Here is a 17,357-nt window from a genome sequence, read left to right as displayed (position 1 = left end):
AAGATAGAACGTTATGCGCGCTGAATTTGTAAACCCGTTTTTAGCTTCACTAATGAATGTACTGAAAACTATGGCTTCACTGGAGCTAAAGCCTCAGAAACCTCGAGTTAAGAAAGATGAAATCGCTCGTGGTGATGTGTCTGGTTTGATTGGTATGGTCGGAGACCAAAGCCGAGGTTCAATGTCGATTACTTTTGACGAGTCTCTGGCATTGGAAATCATGCAAAACATGCTAGGCGAACGTCCGAATGGTTTAAACGAAGAAGTAACCGATATGGTGGGTGAAATCACTAATATGGTTACAGGTGGTGCAAAACGCATTCTTTCAGAAAGTGGTTTTGACTTCGACATGGCAACACCCGTCGTTGTTTCGGGTAAAGGTCACACCATTCGTCACAAATGTGAAGGCGCGATCATCATCATGCCATTTACCTCTGAGTGGGGTAACGCATTTATCGAGATCTGCTTCGAATAAGAAGATAGAGCCAAACAAGAGAAAAGCTGTTGCGAATGCGACAGCTTTTTTTATTTGTCATTGGAATGAAAAAAGGTCAGCAATTGCTGACCTTTTGTTTTTAACTCATATGCGGTATTTCAATACGCTTAAGATTTGTAAGCTTTGAACGCGTTAATCAAACCGTTGGTTGAACTATCATGAGAGCTAATTTCAGATTGGTCTGCCAGTTCAGGCAAAATCTGATTCGCTAGCTGCTTACCAAGCTCTACACCCCACTGATCGAAGCTAAAGATATTCCAGATAACACCTTGTGCAAAGATCTTATGCTCGTACATTGCAATCAGATTGCCCAGAGTCTTCGGCGTAATTTGCTTAACCAAAATCGAGTTAGTAGGGCGGTTACCTTCAAATACTTTGAATGGTACAAGCGACGCTACTTCTTCTTCACTCTTACCTGCGCTTGCAAACTCAGTTCTCACCGCTTCTTGAGATTTACCAAATGCAAGTGCTTCAGTTTGCGCAAAGAAGTTAGACATGAGTTTCTGGTGGTGATCGCTCGCTGGATTATGGCTTAAAGCAGGAGCAATGAAATCACAAGGGATCAACTTTGTACCTTGGTGGATGAGCTGATAAAACGCGTGCTGACCATTGGTACCAGGTTCACCCCAGATAACTGGACCCGTTTGATAGGTCACGGCATTGCCATCGCGATCGACGTATTTGCCGTTGGATTCCATATTGCCTTGCTGGAAGTATGCCGCAAAACGATGCATGTATTGATCGTATGGCAAAATCGCTTCCGACTCTGCACCGTGGAAGTTGTTGTACCACACACCAATTAAAGCGAGGATAACTGGGATATTGCTTTCCAGATCCGTGCTTGCGAAGTGGTTGTCCATCTCGTGTGCGCCATCCAGCAACTCCACAAAGTTGTCGTAGCCAACGGATAGAGCAATAGACAAACCAATTGCAGACCATAGTGAGTAACGACCGCCGACCCAATCCCAGAATTCGAACATGTTGTCGGTATCAATACCAAACTCAGATACTGCAGTTGCGTTAGTAGAAAGAGCGGCAAAGTGTTTTGCTACGTGCGCTTCATCACTTGCAGCTTCAAGGAACCAGTCACGCGCTGTGTGAGCATTTGTCATGGTTTCTTGCGTCGTAAATGTTTTAGACGCAATCAGGAACAAGGTTGTCTCTGGGTTCACTTTTTTCAACGTTTCAACGATGTGCGTGCCATCTACGTTAGAAACGAAGTGCAGGTTCAGGTGATTTTTGTATGGCGCTAGCGCTTCGGTCACCATGTAAGGACCGAGATCTGACCCACCAATTCCGATGTTTACAATATCGGTGATCGCTTTACCTGTGAAACCTTTCCATTCACCGTCGATTACACGGTTGGTAAATGATTGCATTTTTTCCAGCACGGCGTTTACCGCTGGCATGACATCTTCACCGTTGACTAAAACTGGCTTGTTACTGCGATTACGAAGTGCCGTATGAAGCACTGCACGATCTTCCGTTTGGTTTATTGCTTCGCCACTGAACATCGCATCAATGGCAGTTTTTAATTCGGTTTCTTTCGCTAAAGCAAATAGGTGCTTAAGCGTTTCCTCGTTAATGAGGTTCTTTGAGTAATCGACAAGAATATCCGATCCGAAACGTGTAGATAATTTATCGAAACGTTGAGCATCTTCAGCAAACAAGGCTTTCAGATCCATATCTTGTGCCGATTCGAAGTGCGCAGTTAATGCATTCCAAGCTTGGGTCTTGGTAGGGTCAATATTTTTTAACATGGTAATTGTCCAATGTTCGTTCGATTATGTTCTCTTCAGCCAGATTAATTTATATGATGCTGAGTGAATTCCAGATTAAGCGAAATAAAGAATCGTACTTTTTGTGTTTGTTATATCCAATCGACACAAAAAAACGTAATAAATTTTCAGATTCCGGATTATGGCGCAACCCGTTATCGCTGACATTGAGGTTTATCACGTAATCTCAATTGTACCTAATCGGAATCAACTATTAATGCGATTGTTTATAACAATTAGTGATTAGAAACAACAAGGCATAACCTATGTGGCATCAAACTACCTTTTCTCTCACCGCAAAACGCCGAGGCTTTCATCTTATTACTGATGAAATTGAACAACATTTACCACAAATTGACCAGTACTCGATAGGTCTTTTACATCTTTTTATTCAACATACGTCCGCAAGCTTAACTTTGAATGAAAATGCAGATCCAACCGTTCGTACTGATATGGAACAACACTTTAATAAATTTGTGCCGGAACGAGCTCCTTACTACTTACATACTTATGAAGGTGATGATGATATGCCTGCACATATCAAGGCGTCCACTTTAGGTTCAAGCGTGAGCATTCCAATTAGTAATGGGCGATTAGCGTTAGGTACTTGGCAAGGAGTGTACTTAGGAGAGCATCGCGATCATGGTGGCGCTCGAAGAATTATTGCTACGCTTCAAGGGCAATGTGAATAGTTACCCATTTTTTCAGATTAAAAAGAGGTGCACTTCGGCACCTCTTCATATCATTTATACTTATTCAGCATATTCATCACGGTAGTCTAAAACGGCTGATTGATCATCACACGGAACATGTTTTCTTCATCACCAAATGCCATTTCTGTTCGAACCACAATGCCTTCTACTTGGAAGCGAATTCCACCGCCTAAGTTGTATTTCATATCGCGATGCAGTTCTTGAATACTGAATTCATCCGCTACTCTACCTGCATCAACGAAAGCCACCCACTGCCACCATGGCACGTCATACCAATTAAAAATTGGCCAACTTTGTAAGGGTTGCCACTCTGGCATAACTCGATACTCTAAGCTGTAGTGCACCGCACTTCTGCCATGGTAACGATTCGCTGAGTAACCGCGAAGATGGTACAAGCCTCCCAAGGAAACGCCTGCATATTCCGGTGGTCTCTCACACGTTCCGGAACCACAGCGATTCCATGTAGGAGTATCGGCGACATACATATCAAACGCCAAAACTTGGCGAGAAAATACGTCGTCTACTTTGCCAAGGCTAAAGTAGTGGCTTTGCTCAATTTCAACTTTGGTCCATGTATTGTCGTTACCCGAATCGGGAGCGTGAGTAATGTTCAATTTCAGCTTAGCCCCTAAGCTTGGGTTTCGAACGTCATTACGGTTGTCCCATTCAAATCCGAGGTTTACACCCCATGTCGAATCGGGTGCCGAATCATTTGAGCTACTTAAGCTGCGTTCGGATAAAAACGGCTCAAACTTAATGGTGGAAATCCCACTGGTTGCAGGAGATGCCCCTTGAATACGTCTTTTGGGTTCATACGCCGCTCTTGCTCCTTTGAAGGCAGCTGCGCCCCATGGAATGATGTAGCGCATCGTGAAGTGGTATTGCGCTTCCTTTGCATCCGTGACGGTTTTCTGGCTGTACAGAGAATCGTTATCGCCCGCACTGCCTAGATGGTATATGTAGTCAGAGTAGCTGGCATTGTAGGCATCAAAACCGAGTAGCCATGCGTTGCCAACTTGAAAGTTGTTGTAGCCAATAAAGGTCATGTTGCTGCCTTTATCGGATATCAGCCCTGCCCCAATCAACCCTGCTTGTGGTTGACCAAGACCTTTCAGCAGACCCGCCACACCGATGGTATTTCCCAGCGTACTGGATGAAAAAGCAAAAGGAACAGCGGCGGTGTCTGGCATCCAAGGTGGAAGCCACTCATAGGCGGAGGCAACACCTGACGCGCAGAAGGAAGAAGCAAGTAGGCTTGAAATAATCAGACGCTTTGACATAACTCAGTCCATGTACTCCATGGCAACACGCGATGTCAGCTTTGTCACCAATTCGTAAGCGATTGTGCCAATGTGTTGCGCGACCTCTTCTGAAGGCAATTCTTGCCCCCACAAAATAACCTCATCGCCGACTTTATCTTGGCAATCCGCTCCCAAATCGACGGTCAGCATGTCCATGGAGACTCGCCCCACCACCGATACACGTCGACCATTCACCAATACCGGTGTACCAGCAGGCGCAGTTCTTGGGTATCCATCACCATAGCCAATCGCTATTACACCAATTTTGGTGTCACGTTCACTGTGCCAAATCGCACCGTAGCCAACGGGTTCGCCCTTTTTGAGGTCGCGAACCGCAATCAAATGCGATTTCAGTGTCATTACTGGTTTAAAGCCCAACTCATTTGCGCTTTTATCCGCAAACGGAGACACACCATACATAATAATACCTGGGCGAACCCAGTCGAGATGGCTGTCTTTCCAAGCCAACAACCCTGAAGATGCAGCTAAGGTTCTTTCTCCTTTGCAGCCTTCGGTCAGCAATAAAAAACTGTCGATTTGTTCTTGAGTCGCTGGGTTTTCTAGTTCATCTGCGCACCCGAAATGGCTAATGTAACGCAGCGGTTTAGCCACATTGTCGCACGCTTTCAAGCGTTCAACGTATTCAGAGTACACTTCAGGGCGAACGCCTAAGCGGTGCATCCCTGTGTCTACTTTGAGCCACACTTTGACGGGGTTTTCTAACGTCGCTTGTTCTAACGCTTCAAGCTGCTCTTCACAATGCACGACTGTTTGAATGTTATTGGTCACCAATATCGGTAAATCGCGTGAGGAATAAAAGCCTTCAAGCAACAATATGGGTTTCACAATCCCCCCAGCACGCAACTGCAGGGCTTCTTCTATTCTTGCCACACCAAAAGCATCAGCATCAACGGCCGCTTGCGCTATTTTCAGTAAGCCATGCCCATAAGCATTGGCTTTAACCACCGACATAACTTTACTGTTGGGCGCACGCTGCTTCACCATTTTCAGGTTGTGCTTCAATGCAGAAAGATCAATGCATGCGGATGCCGCTTTCATATAGCTCATAGGGGAAGATTACTCATCATCAAACGCAGGACCTGCGTAGTTGTCGAAGCGAGAGAATTGACCTTGGAACGTCAGTCGCACGGAACCGATAGGACCATTACGTTGTTTACCCAAAATGATCTCGGCAATACCTTTGAGCGTGCTGTCTGGGTTGTACACTTCGTCACGGTAGATGAACATGATCAAATCGGCATCCTGCTCGATAGAACCTGATTCACGTAGATCTGAGTTTACTGGGCGTTTATCTGCTCGTTGCTCCAAAGAACGGTTAAGCTGCGACAGAGCAACAACAGGAACATTCAGTTCTTTTGCTAGTGCTTTCAAAGAACGGGAAATTTCTGCAATTTCCAATGTACGGTTATCAGATAAAGCGGGTACACGCATCAGCTGAAGGTAGTCGACCATGATAAGTGACAAGCCACCGTGTTCACGAGCAATACGACGTGCACGAGAACGAACTTCAGTAGGAGTAAGACCAGAACTATCATCGATGTACATGTTTTTCTTTTCCATGAGAATACCCATGGTAGAAGAAATACGCGCCCAATCTTCATCGTCTAGCTGACCAGTACGGATTTTTGTTTGGTCGACGCGAGAAAGGGATGCCAACATACGCATCATGATTTGCTCAGAGGGCATCTCTAACGAGAAAATAAGCACAGGCTTATCAGATACCATGGCGGCGTTTTCACACAAGTTCATCGCAAAGGTTGTTTTACCCATCGATGGACGTGCCGCAACAATAATTAAATCCGACCCCTGTAAACCTGCCGTCTTCTTGTTGAGGTCGTTGAAGCCCGTATCAACACCCGTAACACCATTTTGTGGTGTTTTGTATAGGATTTCGATACGTTCCAGAGTTTTCTCTAGAATGTTATCGACATTCTGAGGACCTTCATTCTCATTGGTTCTGTCTTCTGCAATGGCGAAAACTTTACTCTCAGCCAAATCAAGAAGGTCTTCGGAGCTGCGTCCTTGTGGATCGTAACCGGCATCAGCAATTTCATTCGCCACACCGATTAGGTTTCGAACCAGTGCACGCTCCGCAACAATATCGGCATAAGCATTTATATTCGCGGCACTTGGCGTGTTTTTCGCCAAATCAGCTAGATAAGCAAAACCGCCCACATCATCGAGGGTTTCTCGTTGCTCTAGGAATTCTGATAAGGTGATTAGATCGAGTGGTTTGTTTTCTTCTAAAAGGGTTTTCACCCCTTCAAAAATCATTCTATGTGGTCGGCTATAAAAGTCCTTCGCCACTACCCTTTCAGCAACCGAATCCCAACGTTCATTATCTAAAAGCAGACCACCGATAACAGATTGCTCTGCTTCTAACGAATGCGGTGGTACTTTGATAGCGTCAACTTGGCTATCTATTGGCTTCTTATTACGATTATCTCGGGTATCTGGCATGGGTGTTCTCAACAGCTTATCGTGATCGTTCATTATAGCTAAGTTCTATAACCAAGTAACCTCAAGATGCTCGGTTCAGCGAGAATGAATTGACTTTCAGACAAGGCACCGATTTGAAGAATTTACGAAATTAACACAGTCCTGACCTGAGACTTTAAGGCTATTAATACAATCTCATATGTCATGCACCGTGCCGCTATATAGCCAAGTGTATGGTTGAATAAAATAAGAATATGAGAGAGGTATTGAGTGTCGAAAAATTTGCTTGTGCTTAGTCTGGCGGTATTTAATGCCAGCCTTTATGCAGAGGAAAGTACCGACACGGATACGTCGCCTTTATCTCCCTTGAAAACAGAGGTGGAATTCGGATACCAAGCGCACAGTGGTAACTCCAATTCGGAATCTCTCAATAGCCGCTTGGAAGGGGTTTACACGCAAGGAAGGCATCGACATTCAGGTGAATGGAAGTTTTATAAACTGAATAAAAACGATAAGGAAGACAAGAAACAGTCTACCTACCAAGTTCAAAGTGACTATAAGCTCGCACCTCGTACTTACCTTTACGCCAACTTCAAAGGCATCGACTCAAAATACAGTGCGTATTTCAAGGATTACACTTGGTCGAGCGGGCTCGGTTATCAGTTTACCTACACGGATGACTTAAAGCTCTCTTTGGAGTTGGGTCCAGGTTATCGACATCAAAAGCCTAATCTGGATGAGTTGGATGACGATGACTTAATTTTCCCAGACAACGTGGATGAGTTTATCTTTCGAGGGCATTTCAAAGGTGACTGGAAAGTGTTGCCGGCGCTGTCGCTCAGTGCTGACTTATTAATCGTAAGCGGAAAATCCAACACACGCTTCGATAACGAAATCAGTATTACCAACGCCATTACGGAAGACATCGCGCTTAAGCTTTCTCACTCTAGGCAGTATCTCGATCGCGTTCCCAATGATTTAAGTAACACGGATACCGTGGTGTCGGCTAACCTGTTGGTCAAGTTTTGACGCATACAGAACAATCATTCATACAAAGCAATCATTAATTCAAAACCTACAGACATAAAAAAAGCCGGCTTTAAGCCAGCTTTTCTCAAATCGCTTGGTACTGAATTACTCAGCAGCAACAACTTGTAGGTTGATCTTAGCGAACACTTCAGAGTGAAGTTGTACGTTAATTTCAAACTCACCAGTGTTACGTAGAGCACCTTCAGGTAGGCGAACTTCGCTCTTAGCTACTTCAACACCTGCCGCTGTGATAGCGTCAGCGATGTCACGAGTACCGATAGAACCGAATAGTTTACCTTCGTCACCAGCTTTAGAAGCAATAACAACTGCTTCAAGAGCGTTAACTTTCTCAGCACGAGCTTCAGAAGCTTGTAGTTGCTCAGCAACTTTTGCTTCTAGTTCAGCGCGACGAGCTTCGAACATTTCAACGTTAGATTTAGTTGCCATTACAGCCTTACCTTGTGGGATAAGGAAGTTACGAGCGTAACCAGATTTAACATTTACTTGATCGCCAAGACCACCTAGGTTACCGATTTTATCAAGTAGAATAACTTGCATTGTTTAATCCTCTTTCTAAATAGACGGTGCCGATTACTGATGCTTGTCAGTGTACGGCAGTAGTGCTAGGTAGCGAGCACGCTTGATAGCGCGAGCTAGCTGACGCTGATATTTAGCGCTTGTACCAGTGATACGGCTAGGTACGATTTTACCAGCTTCAGTGATGTAGTTTTTAAGAGTTGCTACGTCTTTGTAATCAATCTCTTGTACGCCTTCTGCAGTGAAACGGCAGAATTTACGACGACGGAAGAAACGAGCCATGGGCTATCTCCTGATCTTAAATATATGTGATATTTTCGGCATGTAACACTAATTTTCCATTGCCATTTCGGCTGGTTTGATAAGCGACAAAACCGCTTACCTTAATGTGACTGCCTATAACGAGTTCTTGAGTTAACTCTTGTGACCTTTGCCCGCTAATGATTACCGGCATACGACAATAAACTTGTCTGGGGTAATCCGCTTCTAGCACTGTAGAACGATGCTCTAGCCAAAATCGGCAATGGGCGACGCCTGCAGGGCTGTGGCTTCGAATCGGTGCTTTCGCGACAGTGCCACTTAGCTCCATTCGATTGGTCATGCAATGAATTACTCAGCAGCTGCTTCTGGTTTAGCTTCTGTGCGTTCTGTACGCTCTGTACGCTCTGTACGCTCTTCACGACGAGGAGCACGCTCTGCACGCTCTTCTTTTTGCTTAAGCATAATAGATTGTTCAGTCACAGCGCCTTTAGTGCGCATGATCATGTTACGTAGAACTGCATCGTTGAAACGGAAAGCAGTTTCTAGCTCGTCAATCACTTCTTGACCAGCTTCAACGTTCATAAGAACGTAGTGAGCTTTGTGAAGCTTGTTGATTGGGTAAGCCATTTGACGACGACCCCAGTCTTCTAGACGGTGGATAGTACCGCCAGCTTCAGTGATAGAACCAGTGTAACGCTCGATCATGCCAGCAACTTGCTCGCTTTGATCAGGGTGAACCATGAATACGATTTCGTAATGACGCATTAGGTTGCTCCTTACGGATTATTAGCTTCCACGAGTGGCTCGGTCGTCCAGAGGAAGCAAGGAACTAAAGAAAAATGACCGAGTTTTAAGGACGGCAAATAGTATAGAAAAACACCGCTAAGAGCAAGGGGAATTTAGAGCGTTAGAAGAGATATTTGTAAGACTCAAACTTTTATATCCAGCAGGCGCTAAAATCGCACCCCAAAGGCACCGGAAAACGTTGCCGATGCCTTGATAGTTCAGAGTATTACGCGTGGTTACTAGCTGTCGGTACTTTCGAAGATTTTATCGGCAGAAGCGGCAACGAAACCCGAGTAGAGCTCCCCATTTTCCATTGGATAACGCTTGGCAAATTCATAAAAGCCTCCCGGTACAACCTCCGAACTTTCTACAAAAGCGACAGGGACTTTATCCGCCATTGTGGAAGATTGCTCTAACAACACGTCTGGAGAGCCTTTCACTTCACCGCCAAACTCATTGATGGTAAAGCCGGATTCTTTGAGATGGCTATTCACATCAATGACGTCTTCAAATTGATTTAACTGATTCACACTAACGGTAAAATGGTTTGCACCATATCCATGAGCCGCTAACCAAGCCGCATATTCACTTTCCGCTGCCAGCGCTCGATAGTCGGTATGATTGATATCCCACATTTTCCCATTGTGTAGGAATTCACTGCTTGCTAGCTGAGTAGCATCCACTTGATCAAGCAATCTCGCGACAATGTCTTGCAGTTCAGGAGAGCATTTTTCTACTTCCAATTCACTGATAAACACTTTGGGTTGCTTAGGATCTGGATGTTCAAAGTGTTTTGCTACCAACTTTTTGGATTCAAAGACATAGTCGCCAGCCGCTGTGTACCCGAGTTCCAGAAAGGGTTTGGCCAACGTTTCTATTCCCAATGGTGCTACACCAAAAGTTCTTAGAGCAATGTGATCATTGATGAGAGCTTCATCTTCCTGCAGTAAATCATGAACCTTTTGAGCAGAAGGACAAAGGCGGGTAATGTAATCATTCCAAAGTGAAGCAAACAAAGTATCCGGCGACATAACGCCTCCTTTTTAGGACTACCAAGACAGGTAGAGGTGACTGGAGCCTGTGACGGAGTTTTAGCTAACTGCCTGTTATTGTTTTAACTTGAACGGTAAGGGGCTATAGAAACATAACCCCTTGTTTATCTAATATTACAGCTCGACACCCGGGCTTAGGGTGGCTGGTAACAAAGTTTCTTGCCCTTCCATTGAAGCCATTGGATAAGCACAGTAATCCGCGGCATAGTAAGCGCTTGGTCTAAGATTACCAGACGCACCTGGTCCACCAAATGGTGCATCTCCGCTTGCTCCCGTCAGTTGACGGTTGCGGTTTACAATGCCGGCACGGATGTGTTCAACGAAGTAATCCCAATCACTGTCCATCGTGGAAACCAATCCAGCAGATAAGCCAAAACGAGTGTCGTTTGCCATCTCGACCGCAGACTCTAAACCTTCGTAGCGAATTACCTGTAATAACGGCCCGAAGTACTCTTCATCTGGCAGGTCGGCAATTTGGGTCACGTCAATGATGCCCGGCGTAACAAACGCTTCACCTTTTGACTCCGCTTCTATCAGGCTGATACCACCTAGACCTTGTAGATGAGATTGCGCACTTAAAATCCCTTCAGCCGCTTGAATGGAGATTTGTGGTCCCATAAAAGGTGCAGGTTCCGCGAAAGGTTCGTCGACACGGATTTTTGCCGTTGCTGACACCAGCTTATCAACCAATTCATCGCCGCTTTCCCCAACAGGTACGTACAAACGACGCGCACAAGTACAACGTTGACCAGCACTAATGAATGCGGATTGAATGATGGTGTATACCGTGGCGTCAACATCACCAAAATGGTCGGCTATGACCATTGGGTTGTTGCCGCCCATTTCCAGTGCCAGCATTTTATCTGGCTGACCTGCAAATTGGCGATGCAGTACATGACCAGTATTCGCGCTGCCAGTAAACAACACACCGTCGATTTGCTTGGAATTTGCTAATGCAATGCCCGTTTCTTTCGCACCTTGCACTAGATTTATCACGCCATCAGGTAGCCCTGCTTGCTGCCAAAGCTTCATCGCAAACTCGCCCGTCCAAGGTGTTTGCTCCGATGGTTTGAACACTACGGTATTACCAGACAGTAGTGCAGGCACGATATGTCCATTAGGCAAGTGACCAGGGAAGTTATAAGGGCCAAAAACCGCCATCACACCCAACGGGCGATGTCGAAGTACAATTTGGTTGCCCGCTGCTTCTCTTTGCGCTTCACCAGTACGATCGTGATAAGCACGAATAGAAATGGCAATTTTCCCTGCCATAGCACCCGCTTCTGTTCGGGTTTCCCAAATTGGCTTTCCGGTTTCTTTCGCGATGATGGTTGCGATTTCTTCGCTGTTTTCTTTAACTAACTCAGCAAATTTCTGTACGACGGTTTCGCGTTCGACAAAAGGCAATTTCTTCCACTGCAAGAAAGCAGCACGGGCAGCGCTTACTGCGGATTCAACCTGCTCTTCTGTTGCGCCTTTACCTTGCCAAATCGTTTCCCCATTGTAGGGACTAGTTGACGCCAGCTCTTCACCTGAACCATCAACCCAAGACCCATTTATCCAGTGCGTGCTCATACTGCTTTTCCTTTTTTCATGTTCACGTTACTGTGCGAGCAAACGCACGTATTCGCCGTCTTTGACTTCCAATGCATTGGCAATGTCTTGTGTCAGTAAAACGGTGTCCGACGCTTTGTCGTATGCCGCTGCGCCTGCAACGGCTCTAAAATCTTCAAATGACGAATTACACATCAAATATTGTTGGGCGCTGGAATGTTCTTGAACACTCACTTTGGCTCTAAAAGAGCGACGTACCGAATCAATATTTCGCAAGTCACACTCGACCGATGGACCTGCATCAAAGATGTCGACATAACCACGACATGAGAACCCTTCTTGCTCCAGTAAACGAAGCGCTGGGCGTGTGTTGTCATGTACTTTACCAATCACGGCTTGCGCTTCTGGCGACAGTAAATTGATGTAAATTGGTAACTTAGGCATAAGATCGGCGATGAAGCCTTTCTTTCCTATCCCAGTGAGATAGTCCGCCATGGTAAATTCAATAGAGAAGAAGTGCTCTTGCAGCCATTGCCAAAATGGCGAATTACCTTCGTCATCGGAAACGCCGCGCATTTCTGCAAAGACAGTTTCGGAGAATCGATGCGGGTGTTCCGCCATCATTAAGAAACGACACTTGGACATGAGTCGCCCATTGAGTCCTTTGCGAAACTGAGGGCGTAAAAACAAGGTACAAATCTCACTGCAACCCGTGTAGTTATTACCAAATGTCAGCAGTTTCACCACATTATTGACGCCAAGCTTGGGTGAAGAATGCACCACTTTACTGATGTGATAGGTATAAAACGGTACATCCCAGCCAATCGAAGCCTCGATACCGGTTGTCCCAGCTACTTCCCCAGTTTCACTGTCAAAACCAACCATTAAATACCCTTCATCTCCGGGCTCTTTAACTTCAGGCTTATCAAAGCTGTAAACAGAGTGGTCTATTCGATTGGTGAGTAATTCTTCGTTGACAGGAAGAGAAGTAAATCCATGTCCTGATTCGACGGCACACGTATGCAGTGCCTCATAATCTTGTTTTGTTATCGGACGAACTACAAGCATCACAACTCCCTCCAGATGCTATGGTAAGAACCCATTCGAAGTGAAAAGGTCGGGTGATAAACACCCGACCTTGACTCGAACCGAGCGACTTAACCTAAACTAAGCTTGCGATGGCTTTTTCTAGTCTCGCTAATCCTTCTTCGATTTCTTCTTTTGAAATCACTAAAGATGGTGTAAATCGAACGACGTTGGCACCAGCAACCAGAACCATCAGCCCTTCATTCCCTGCTGCGACAAGCACATCACGAGCGCGACCTTGCCACTCTTCGTTCAGCGCTGCACCAAGCAGCAAACCTTTACCACGAACTTCAGAGAAAATCGGGTACTTATTGTTAATTCTAGTCAAACCTTCACGGAATAGCGCTTCGCGCTCTTTTACGCCTGCTAAAACGTCTGGTTGGCTTACAACGTCAACCACTGCTTCCGCTACTGCACAAGCCAACGGGTTACCGCCATAGGTTGAACCGTGGGTGCCGATTTTCATGTGCTTAGACAATTCTGTTGTTGTAAGCATCGCACCGACAGGGAAACCACCACCTAGTGATTTTGCCGTGCTAAGAATATCTGGCGTGATACCAAGACCTTGGTAAGCGTAAAAGTCACCCGTACGACCGTTGCCCGTCTGCACTTCATCGAGAATAAGCAATACGTTGTGCTTGTCACACAAGGTGCGCACCGCTTGCACAAATTCAGGGGTTGGCGAGATAATTCCACCTTCACCCTGCAATGGCTCCATCATGATGGCACAAGTACGTTCTGAAATATGTGCTTCCAACGCTTCTACATCGTTGTAAGGCAAGTGAGTGACATCACCTGGTTTAGGACCGAATCCGTCAGAATACGCCGCTTGACCACCCACTGTTACAGTGAAGAAGGTACGACCATGGAAACCTTGTTTGAATGCGATGATTTCAGACTTTTCTTCACCATGCGTATCCACTGCCCAACGGCGCGCTAATTTCAGCGCTGCTTCGTTTGCTTCTGCACCTGAATTGGCAAAAAACACTTTCTCAGCAAAGCTGACTTCGGTCAGTTTTTTCGCTAAGCGAAGCGCGGGTTCGTTAGTCATCACATTACTGAGATGCCAAATTTTATTCGCTTGTTCTGTTAGTGCAGAAACCATCGCTGGATGACAATGCCCTAAGCAGCTCACAGCAATACCACCAGCAAAGTCGATATATTCTTTGTCGGCTTGGTCCCAAACTCTGGCACCCTCTCCTCGAACCGGAATGATTTCCATCGGGTTATAACAAGGTACCATTACGTCGTTAAACCAGCTGCGTTCTACTTTATTTTCCATTGTCATCACATACTCCATTTCGATCCCAATGTAATCAGCATTAGTAAGTTCAAATACCCAATGGCATTTTCTACTGCTCAAACATTGTATTTACATTAATTTAACTATTTCAATAGTGATTTGTTCTTTTTACTGAGCAAACAACACGCCACCCCAGCTCTCGCATGATTATTTATGCACGAGCAAACCGCTTTTATGAAGCAATTTATACTTATGGGTAAAATAAGCTGAGGTTAACCATATATAGATAGTAGGGTTACGCAAACAAGAGAATCGTATTGCGAATAGTTTTGCATAGACTGCGGATAGAAAAATAATTCAGAAAAATGTTAGGAAAAGTGACCCTAAGCAGGGTTTACCGTCGCAAAAAGTTCGCCAGTAACTCGTGACCTTGTTCCGTTTTGATGGATTCTGGGTGAAATTGAACGCCTTCAATCGGTAACGTCTTATGTTGAAAGCCCATAATTTCATCAAACTTCCCATCCGATGACTGTGTCCATGCTGTCACTTCAAAGCAATCGGGCAGGCTTTCGGTTTCAACCACAAGAGAGTGATAACGTGTCACTGTTAACGGCAGATTCAACTGCTCGAACAAGCCAATATCGATATGTTGAATTGGGGACGTTTTCCCATGCATGACTTTTTTGGCTCGAACAACATTACCACCAAAAACTTGAGCAATAGCTTGATGACCAAGACATACACCTAAAATAGGTAACTTTCCTGCAAAGTGCTCTATTGCACTCAAGGAAATTCCTGCTTCGTTCGGGGTACAAGGGCCAGGGGAGATAACCAAATGCGACGGCGCCAGTAACTCGATTTCGTCTAAAGTGATTTCATCATTACGCACAACTTTTACATCCGCACCCAGCTCACAGAAGTACTGGTATAGGTTGTAGGTAAAAGAGTCGTAATTATCGATGATTAACAGCATAGGGAACGTCGTTTACATGGATGATTGGCTATGTAACTTAAGGGCGGTATTGTGCAGCAGAGGCGATGAAAGGCAAGTGAAAATTGTTCATAAGATGAAATTGTCAATATTCAAGCTGTAAAGCGACATTAACAGGTCGCGATTACCCCTTACTTTCTAAGAATAAAAAAAGCCTCAGCAAACGCTGAGGCTTTAAAAGATTCAGGTAAGATTACTTACACGCGATCTCATCCCAGAAATGGTTAGAGGTCAGTGGCGTTTCCCACACACCTGGGCCATTTTTGGCAATAAAGCATTTACCAGCGTGAGTCACCTTGTCGCCATCAGCAACCTGACTTACACCTGCTTCCCACTGAATGAAACCACCTGGGTTTGTAGGAGGAGTCGTTGGCGGCGTTGTTGTTCCGTCAGCGACTACCCAAGGACCACCTAGTGCAGGATCATCCCCTTGTGACCAGTTCTTCGCTTGGTAAACCACACCTTTGCGAGCTGCTTTATCATTTCGGTTGTAAACCTTAGTGGCTTCCCAACCCGCAACACCATTAACTGGTGGCTCTACGCCCGTTCCTGGTTCAACCGGAATTGGCTTATCTGTTACACGTACTTGAGGCCACGTCGCATGTGAGCCGTAGAAGTTCGTTACACACTTCTCATAGTCACCCGGTACAAGTGCTGAGTACGCCGTTTGGAAACCAACTAGCTCACACTCAAATGAGAAACCGCCAGGGCGATCTGCATGGTATTTCCAGTTACCATCCCAGTTTGTGTAAAGCACATCAGTAGCACCATTTAGGTTCAGGCTTCCGTACGGAGTCTGCTGATAACACGTGTTTTTCTCATCAGCTTCGACTGGAATTTGGTAATGCGCAGCAAGACCTTCCCAGTAACGAATACGGTTTACAGGCTGACCTTTTGTCTTGTTCTGCTCACCACACTCAATGCCGCCATTGATAACGTTGATGGTTGTACCAAAGCCATAGCCGATACCTGCTGCTGCTTCACGCTGAGACGGAGCCCAAGTGCGGTCAATGACATGCAACATGGCTGGTTTCGGTGCTTGAGGAGTCAGGAAGAACCAGATTGCAGAAGCTAGGTTCAACCATGAATCGGCAACTAGAGCTGGGTTTTTCAATAATACTGTCGCATCACCGTCAAACATTACTTCAGAGAATGCGCCGTAGTTAAAGTGGTAAGAAAGCTGTTTAGCACCACGACCAAAGTATCCCTGACCCGCTTCACACGGCCAACGCGCGTTTTGCCAATCGTTTTGACCACAACCTGTAGTGTAGCCTTCTTGACCTTCAGCCCAGCCCATTTCACGTACGTGAACCAAAGCCTGCTGCCACTCTTCTAGCGCCAGAGGGTTGTCAGAAACATTGTCGATTGCAATGTGACCACCGGTTTCTTGAGCAAAATGAGCAAATGCCGTTACGATGGATTTCTTACAAATCGCATCAGAATCACGACCATCTGTGTACTCACCACAGAACGCAGGGAATTTACCAATCGCACGCAAGAAACGCGTGTAAGTGTATTCTGGAGCAGCCATACCCGTTAGGAAATCCCACTCAGCTTGAGGGAATACGCGCTCTACACGCTTAACGTTTTCTGGGTTGCTTGCTAGTCCCGGTAGGATAGCTTCAACTACCGTATTTGGACGCGTCTCCAATGCTTTAGACCAGATGTCATACATTGGATCGACAGTGATTGAGTTTTCAACCGCTTGAATATCTGCACGTGAAATGATGTAGCCAGTAGGATTTGTAGGGTCCGGTTGGATGTTCATTGCCGCGAATGCATTTGCCGACAATAAACCGCCAATTAATACTGAAAGGTAACGTTTGGTTTTCATTCTTATTCCTCTCGCTCCATAAAAATGTAGGGAATCGACAGAATGATAAGTCACCTATTTAGTTAATCGCAGTGAAATGTATAAGTACAATTGATTATTCCGAGTCACTTCTACCATATGAAAACCGCACACCAACTTGCTACATTGGAATTGAGCAACTAATCAAGAAAATCACAGGTTTGGTAAACAACTAAATTTATATGGCAAGATCACAGTTTGAGCTGCATGCAAAAGAC

General features: G+C 45.4%; 17 protein-coding genes. 3 read left to right on the top strand and 14 right to left on the bottom strand.

Annotated features, from left to right (window positions below; all coding sequences use genetic code 11):
- Nucleotides 1-13: 13 nt before the first annotated feature.
- Nucleotides 14-475, top strand: a complete 462-nt coding sequence (locus Q8W40_RS13685; RefSeq protein ID WP_101114171.1) for a chemotaxis protein CheX — start codon at nt 14-16, stop codon at nt 473-475.
- Nucleotides 476-603: 128 nt separating this feature from the next.
- Here the strand turns inward: Q8W40_RS13685 and pgi are convergent, their stop codons facing one another.
- The gene (gene pgi / locus Q8W40_RS13680) at nt 604-2,256 is read right to left on the bottom strand and encodes a glucose-6-phosphate isomerase (RefSeq protein WP_305397926.1); all 1,653 of its coding nucleotides are present in this window, start codon (nt 2,254-2,256) and stop codon (nt 604-606) included.
- 284 nt (nt 2,257-2,540) lie between these two features.
- On the opposite strand from pgi, the gene Q8W40_RS13675 reads away from it, so the two are divergent.
- Nucleotides 2,541-2,966, top strand: a complete 426-nt coding sequence (locus Q8W40_RS13675) for a secondary thiamine-phosphate synthase enzyme YjbQ (RefSeq protein ID WP_101114167.1) — start codon at nt 2,541-2,543, stop codon at nt 2,964-2,966.
- An 86-nt stretch (nt 2,967-3,052) separates the two neighbouring features.
- On the opposite strand, the gene Q8W40_RS13670 is transcribed toward Q8W40_RS13675, so the two are convergent.
- The 3 genes from Q8W40_RS13670 to Q8W40_RS13660 are packed head-to-tail and all read right to left on the bottom strand — an operon-like array spanning nt 3,053 to nt 6,769.
- Nucleotides 3,053-4,267, bottom strand: a complete 1,215-nt coding sequence (locus tag Q8W40_RS13670) for a BamA/TamA family outer membrane protein (protein ID WP_305397924.1) — start codon at nt 4,265-4,267, stop codon at nt 3,053-3,055.
- A 3-nt stretch (nt 4,268-4,270) separates the two neighbouring features.
- Entirely contained in the window at nt 4,271-5,347 is a 1,077-nt protein-coding gene (gene alr / locus Q8W40_RS13665; protein WP_305397922.1) for an alanine racemase, read from the bottom strand.
- Nucleotides 5,348-5,365: 18 nt separating this feature from the next.
- Nucleotides 5,366-6,769 carry a replicative DNA helicase gene (locus Q8W40_RS13660; protein ID WP_104400165.1) on the bottom strand — a complete coding sequence of 468 codons (1,404 nt, stop codon included), beginning with the start codon at nt 6,767-6,769 and terminating at the stop codon, nt 5,366-5,368.
- Between the two features lie 249 nt (nt 6,770-7,018).
- On the opposite strand from Q8W40_RS13660, the gene Q8W40_RS13655 reads away from it, so the two are divergent.
- Entirely contained in the window at nt 7,019-7,777 is a 759-nt protein-coding gene (locus Q8W40_RS13655; RefSeq protein ID WP_305397920.1) for a DUF481 domain-containing protein, read from the top strand.
- A 105-nt stretch (nt 7,778-7,882) separates the two neighbouring features.
- Here the strand turns inward: Q8W40_RS13655 and rplI are convergent, their stop codons facing one another.
- The 10 genes from rplI to Q8W40_RS13605 all read right to left on the bottom strand — a co-directional run bounded on the left by rplI (nt 7,883) and on the right by Q8W40_RS13605 (nt 17,121).
- Complete coding sequence (gene rplI, locus Q8W40_RS13650; RefSeq protein ID WP_104400154.1) at nt 7,883-8,335, bottom strand: 50S ribosomal protein L9; 453 nt, start codon at nt 8,333-8,335, stop codon at nt 7,883-7,885.
- Nucleotides 8,336-8,368: 33 nt separating this feature from the next.
- Nucleotides 8,369-8,596, bottom strand: a complete 228-nt coding sequence (rpsR, locus tag Q8W40_RS13645) for a 30S ribosomal protein S18 (RefSeq protein ID WP_000090471.1) — start codon at nt 8,594-8,596, stop codon at nt 8,369-8,371.
- A 16-nt stretch (nt 8,597-8,612) separates the two neighbouring features.
- Nucleotides 8,613-8,915 (bottom strand): primosomal replication protein N, encoded by a 303-nt coding sequence (priB, locus tag Q8W40_RS13640; protein WP_101114160.1) that lies wholly within the window; start codon nt 8,913-8,915, stop codon nt 8,613-8,615.
- A gap of 8 nt (nt 8,916-8,923) precedes the next feature.
- The gene (gene rpsF, locus Q8W40_RS13635) at nt 8,924-9,340 is read right to left on the bottom strand and encodes a 30S ribosomal protein S6 (RefSeq protein WP_126610180.1); all 417 of its coding nucleotides are present in this window, start codon (nt 9,338-9,340) and stop codon (nt 8,924-8,926) included.
- A 260-nt stretch (nt 9,341-9,600) separates the two neighbouring features.
- A complete protein-coding gene (locus Q8W40_RS13630) occupies nt 9,601-10,392 on the bottom strand; it encodes a DUF1338 domain-containing protein (protein ID WP_305397789.1) in 792 nt (263 codons plus the stop codon).
- A 135-nt stretch (nt 10,393-10,527) separates the two neighbouring features.
- A complete protein-coding gene (gene astD / locus Q8W40_RS13625) occupies nt 10,528-11,988 on the bottom strand; it encodes a succinylglutamate-semialdehyde dehydrogenase (protein WP_305397788.1) in 1,461 nt (486 codons plus the stop codon).
- A 27-nt stretch (nt 11,989-12,015) separates the two neighbouring features.
- Nucleotides 12,016-13,035, bottom strand: coding sequence for an arginine N-succinyltransferase (gene astA / locus Q8W40_RS13620; protein ID WP_126610177.1), 1,020 nt, complete (start codon nt 13,033-13,035; stop codon nt 12,016-12,018).
- Between the two features lie 94 nt (nt 13,036-13,129).
- Nucleotides 13,130-14,341: an aspartate aminotransferase family protein gene (locus Q8W40_RS13615; RefSeq protein ID WP_305397787.1), complete on the bottom strand. Its 1,212-nt coding sequence runs from the start codon at nt 14,339-14,341 to the stop codon at nt 13,130-13,132.
- A gap of 349 nt (nt 14,342-14,690) precedes the next feature.
- Nucleotides 14,691-15,269 carry an aminodeoxychorismate/anthranilate synthase component II gene (locus Q8W40_RS13610; RefSeq protein ID WP_305397786.1) on the bottom strand — a complete coding sequence of 193 codons (579 nt, stop codon included), beginning with the start codon at nt 15,267-15,269 and terminating at the stop codon, nt 14,691-14,693.
- A gap of 211 nt (nt 15,270-15,480) precedes the next feature.
- Nucleotides 15,481-17,121: a chitinase gene (locus Q8W40_RS13605; protein WP_101114148.1), complete on the bottom strand. Its 1,641-nt coding sequence runs from the start codon at nt 17,119-17,121 to the stop codon at nt 15,481-15,483.
- Nucleotides 17,122-17,357 lie beyond the last annotated feature (236 nt).

The organism is Vibrio penaeicida (genome assembly GCF_030689305.1).
Classification (GTDB): Bacteria; Pseudomonadota; Gammaproteobacteria; order Enterobacterales; family Vibrionaceae; genus Vibrio; species Vibrio penaeicida_B.
This window is presented reverse-complemented; position numbering and strand designations above follow the sequence as displayed.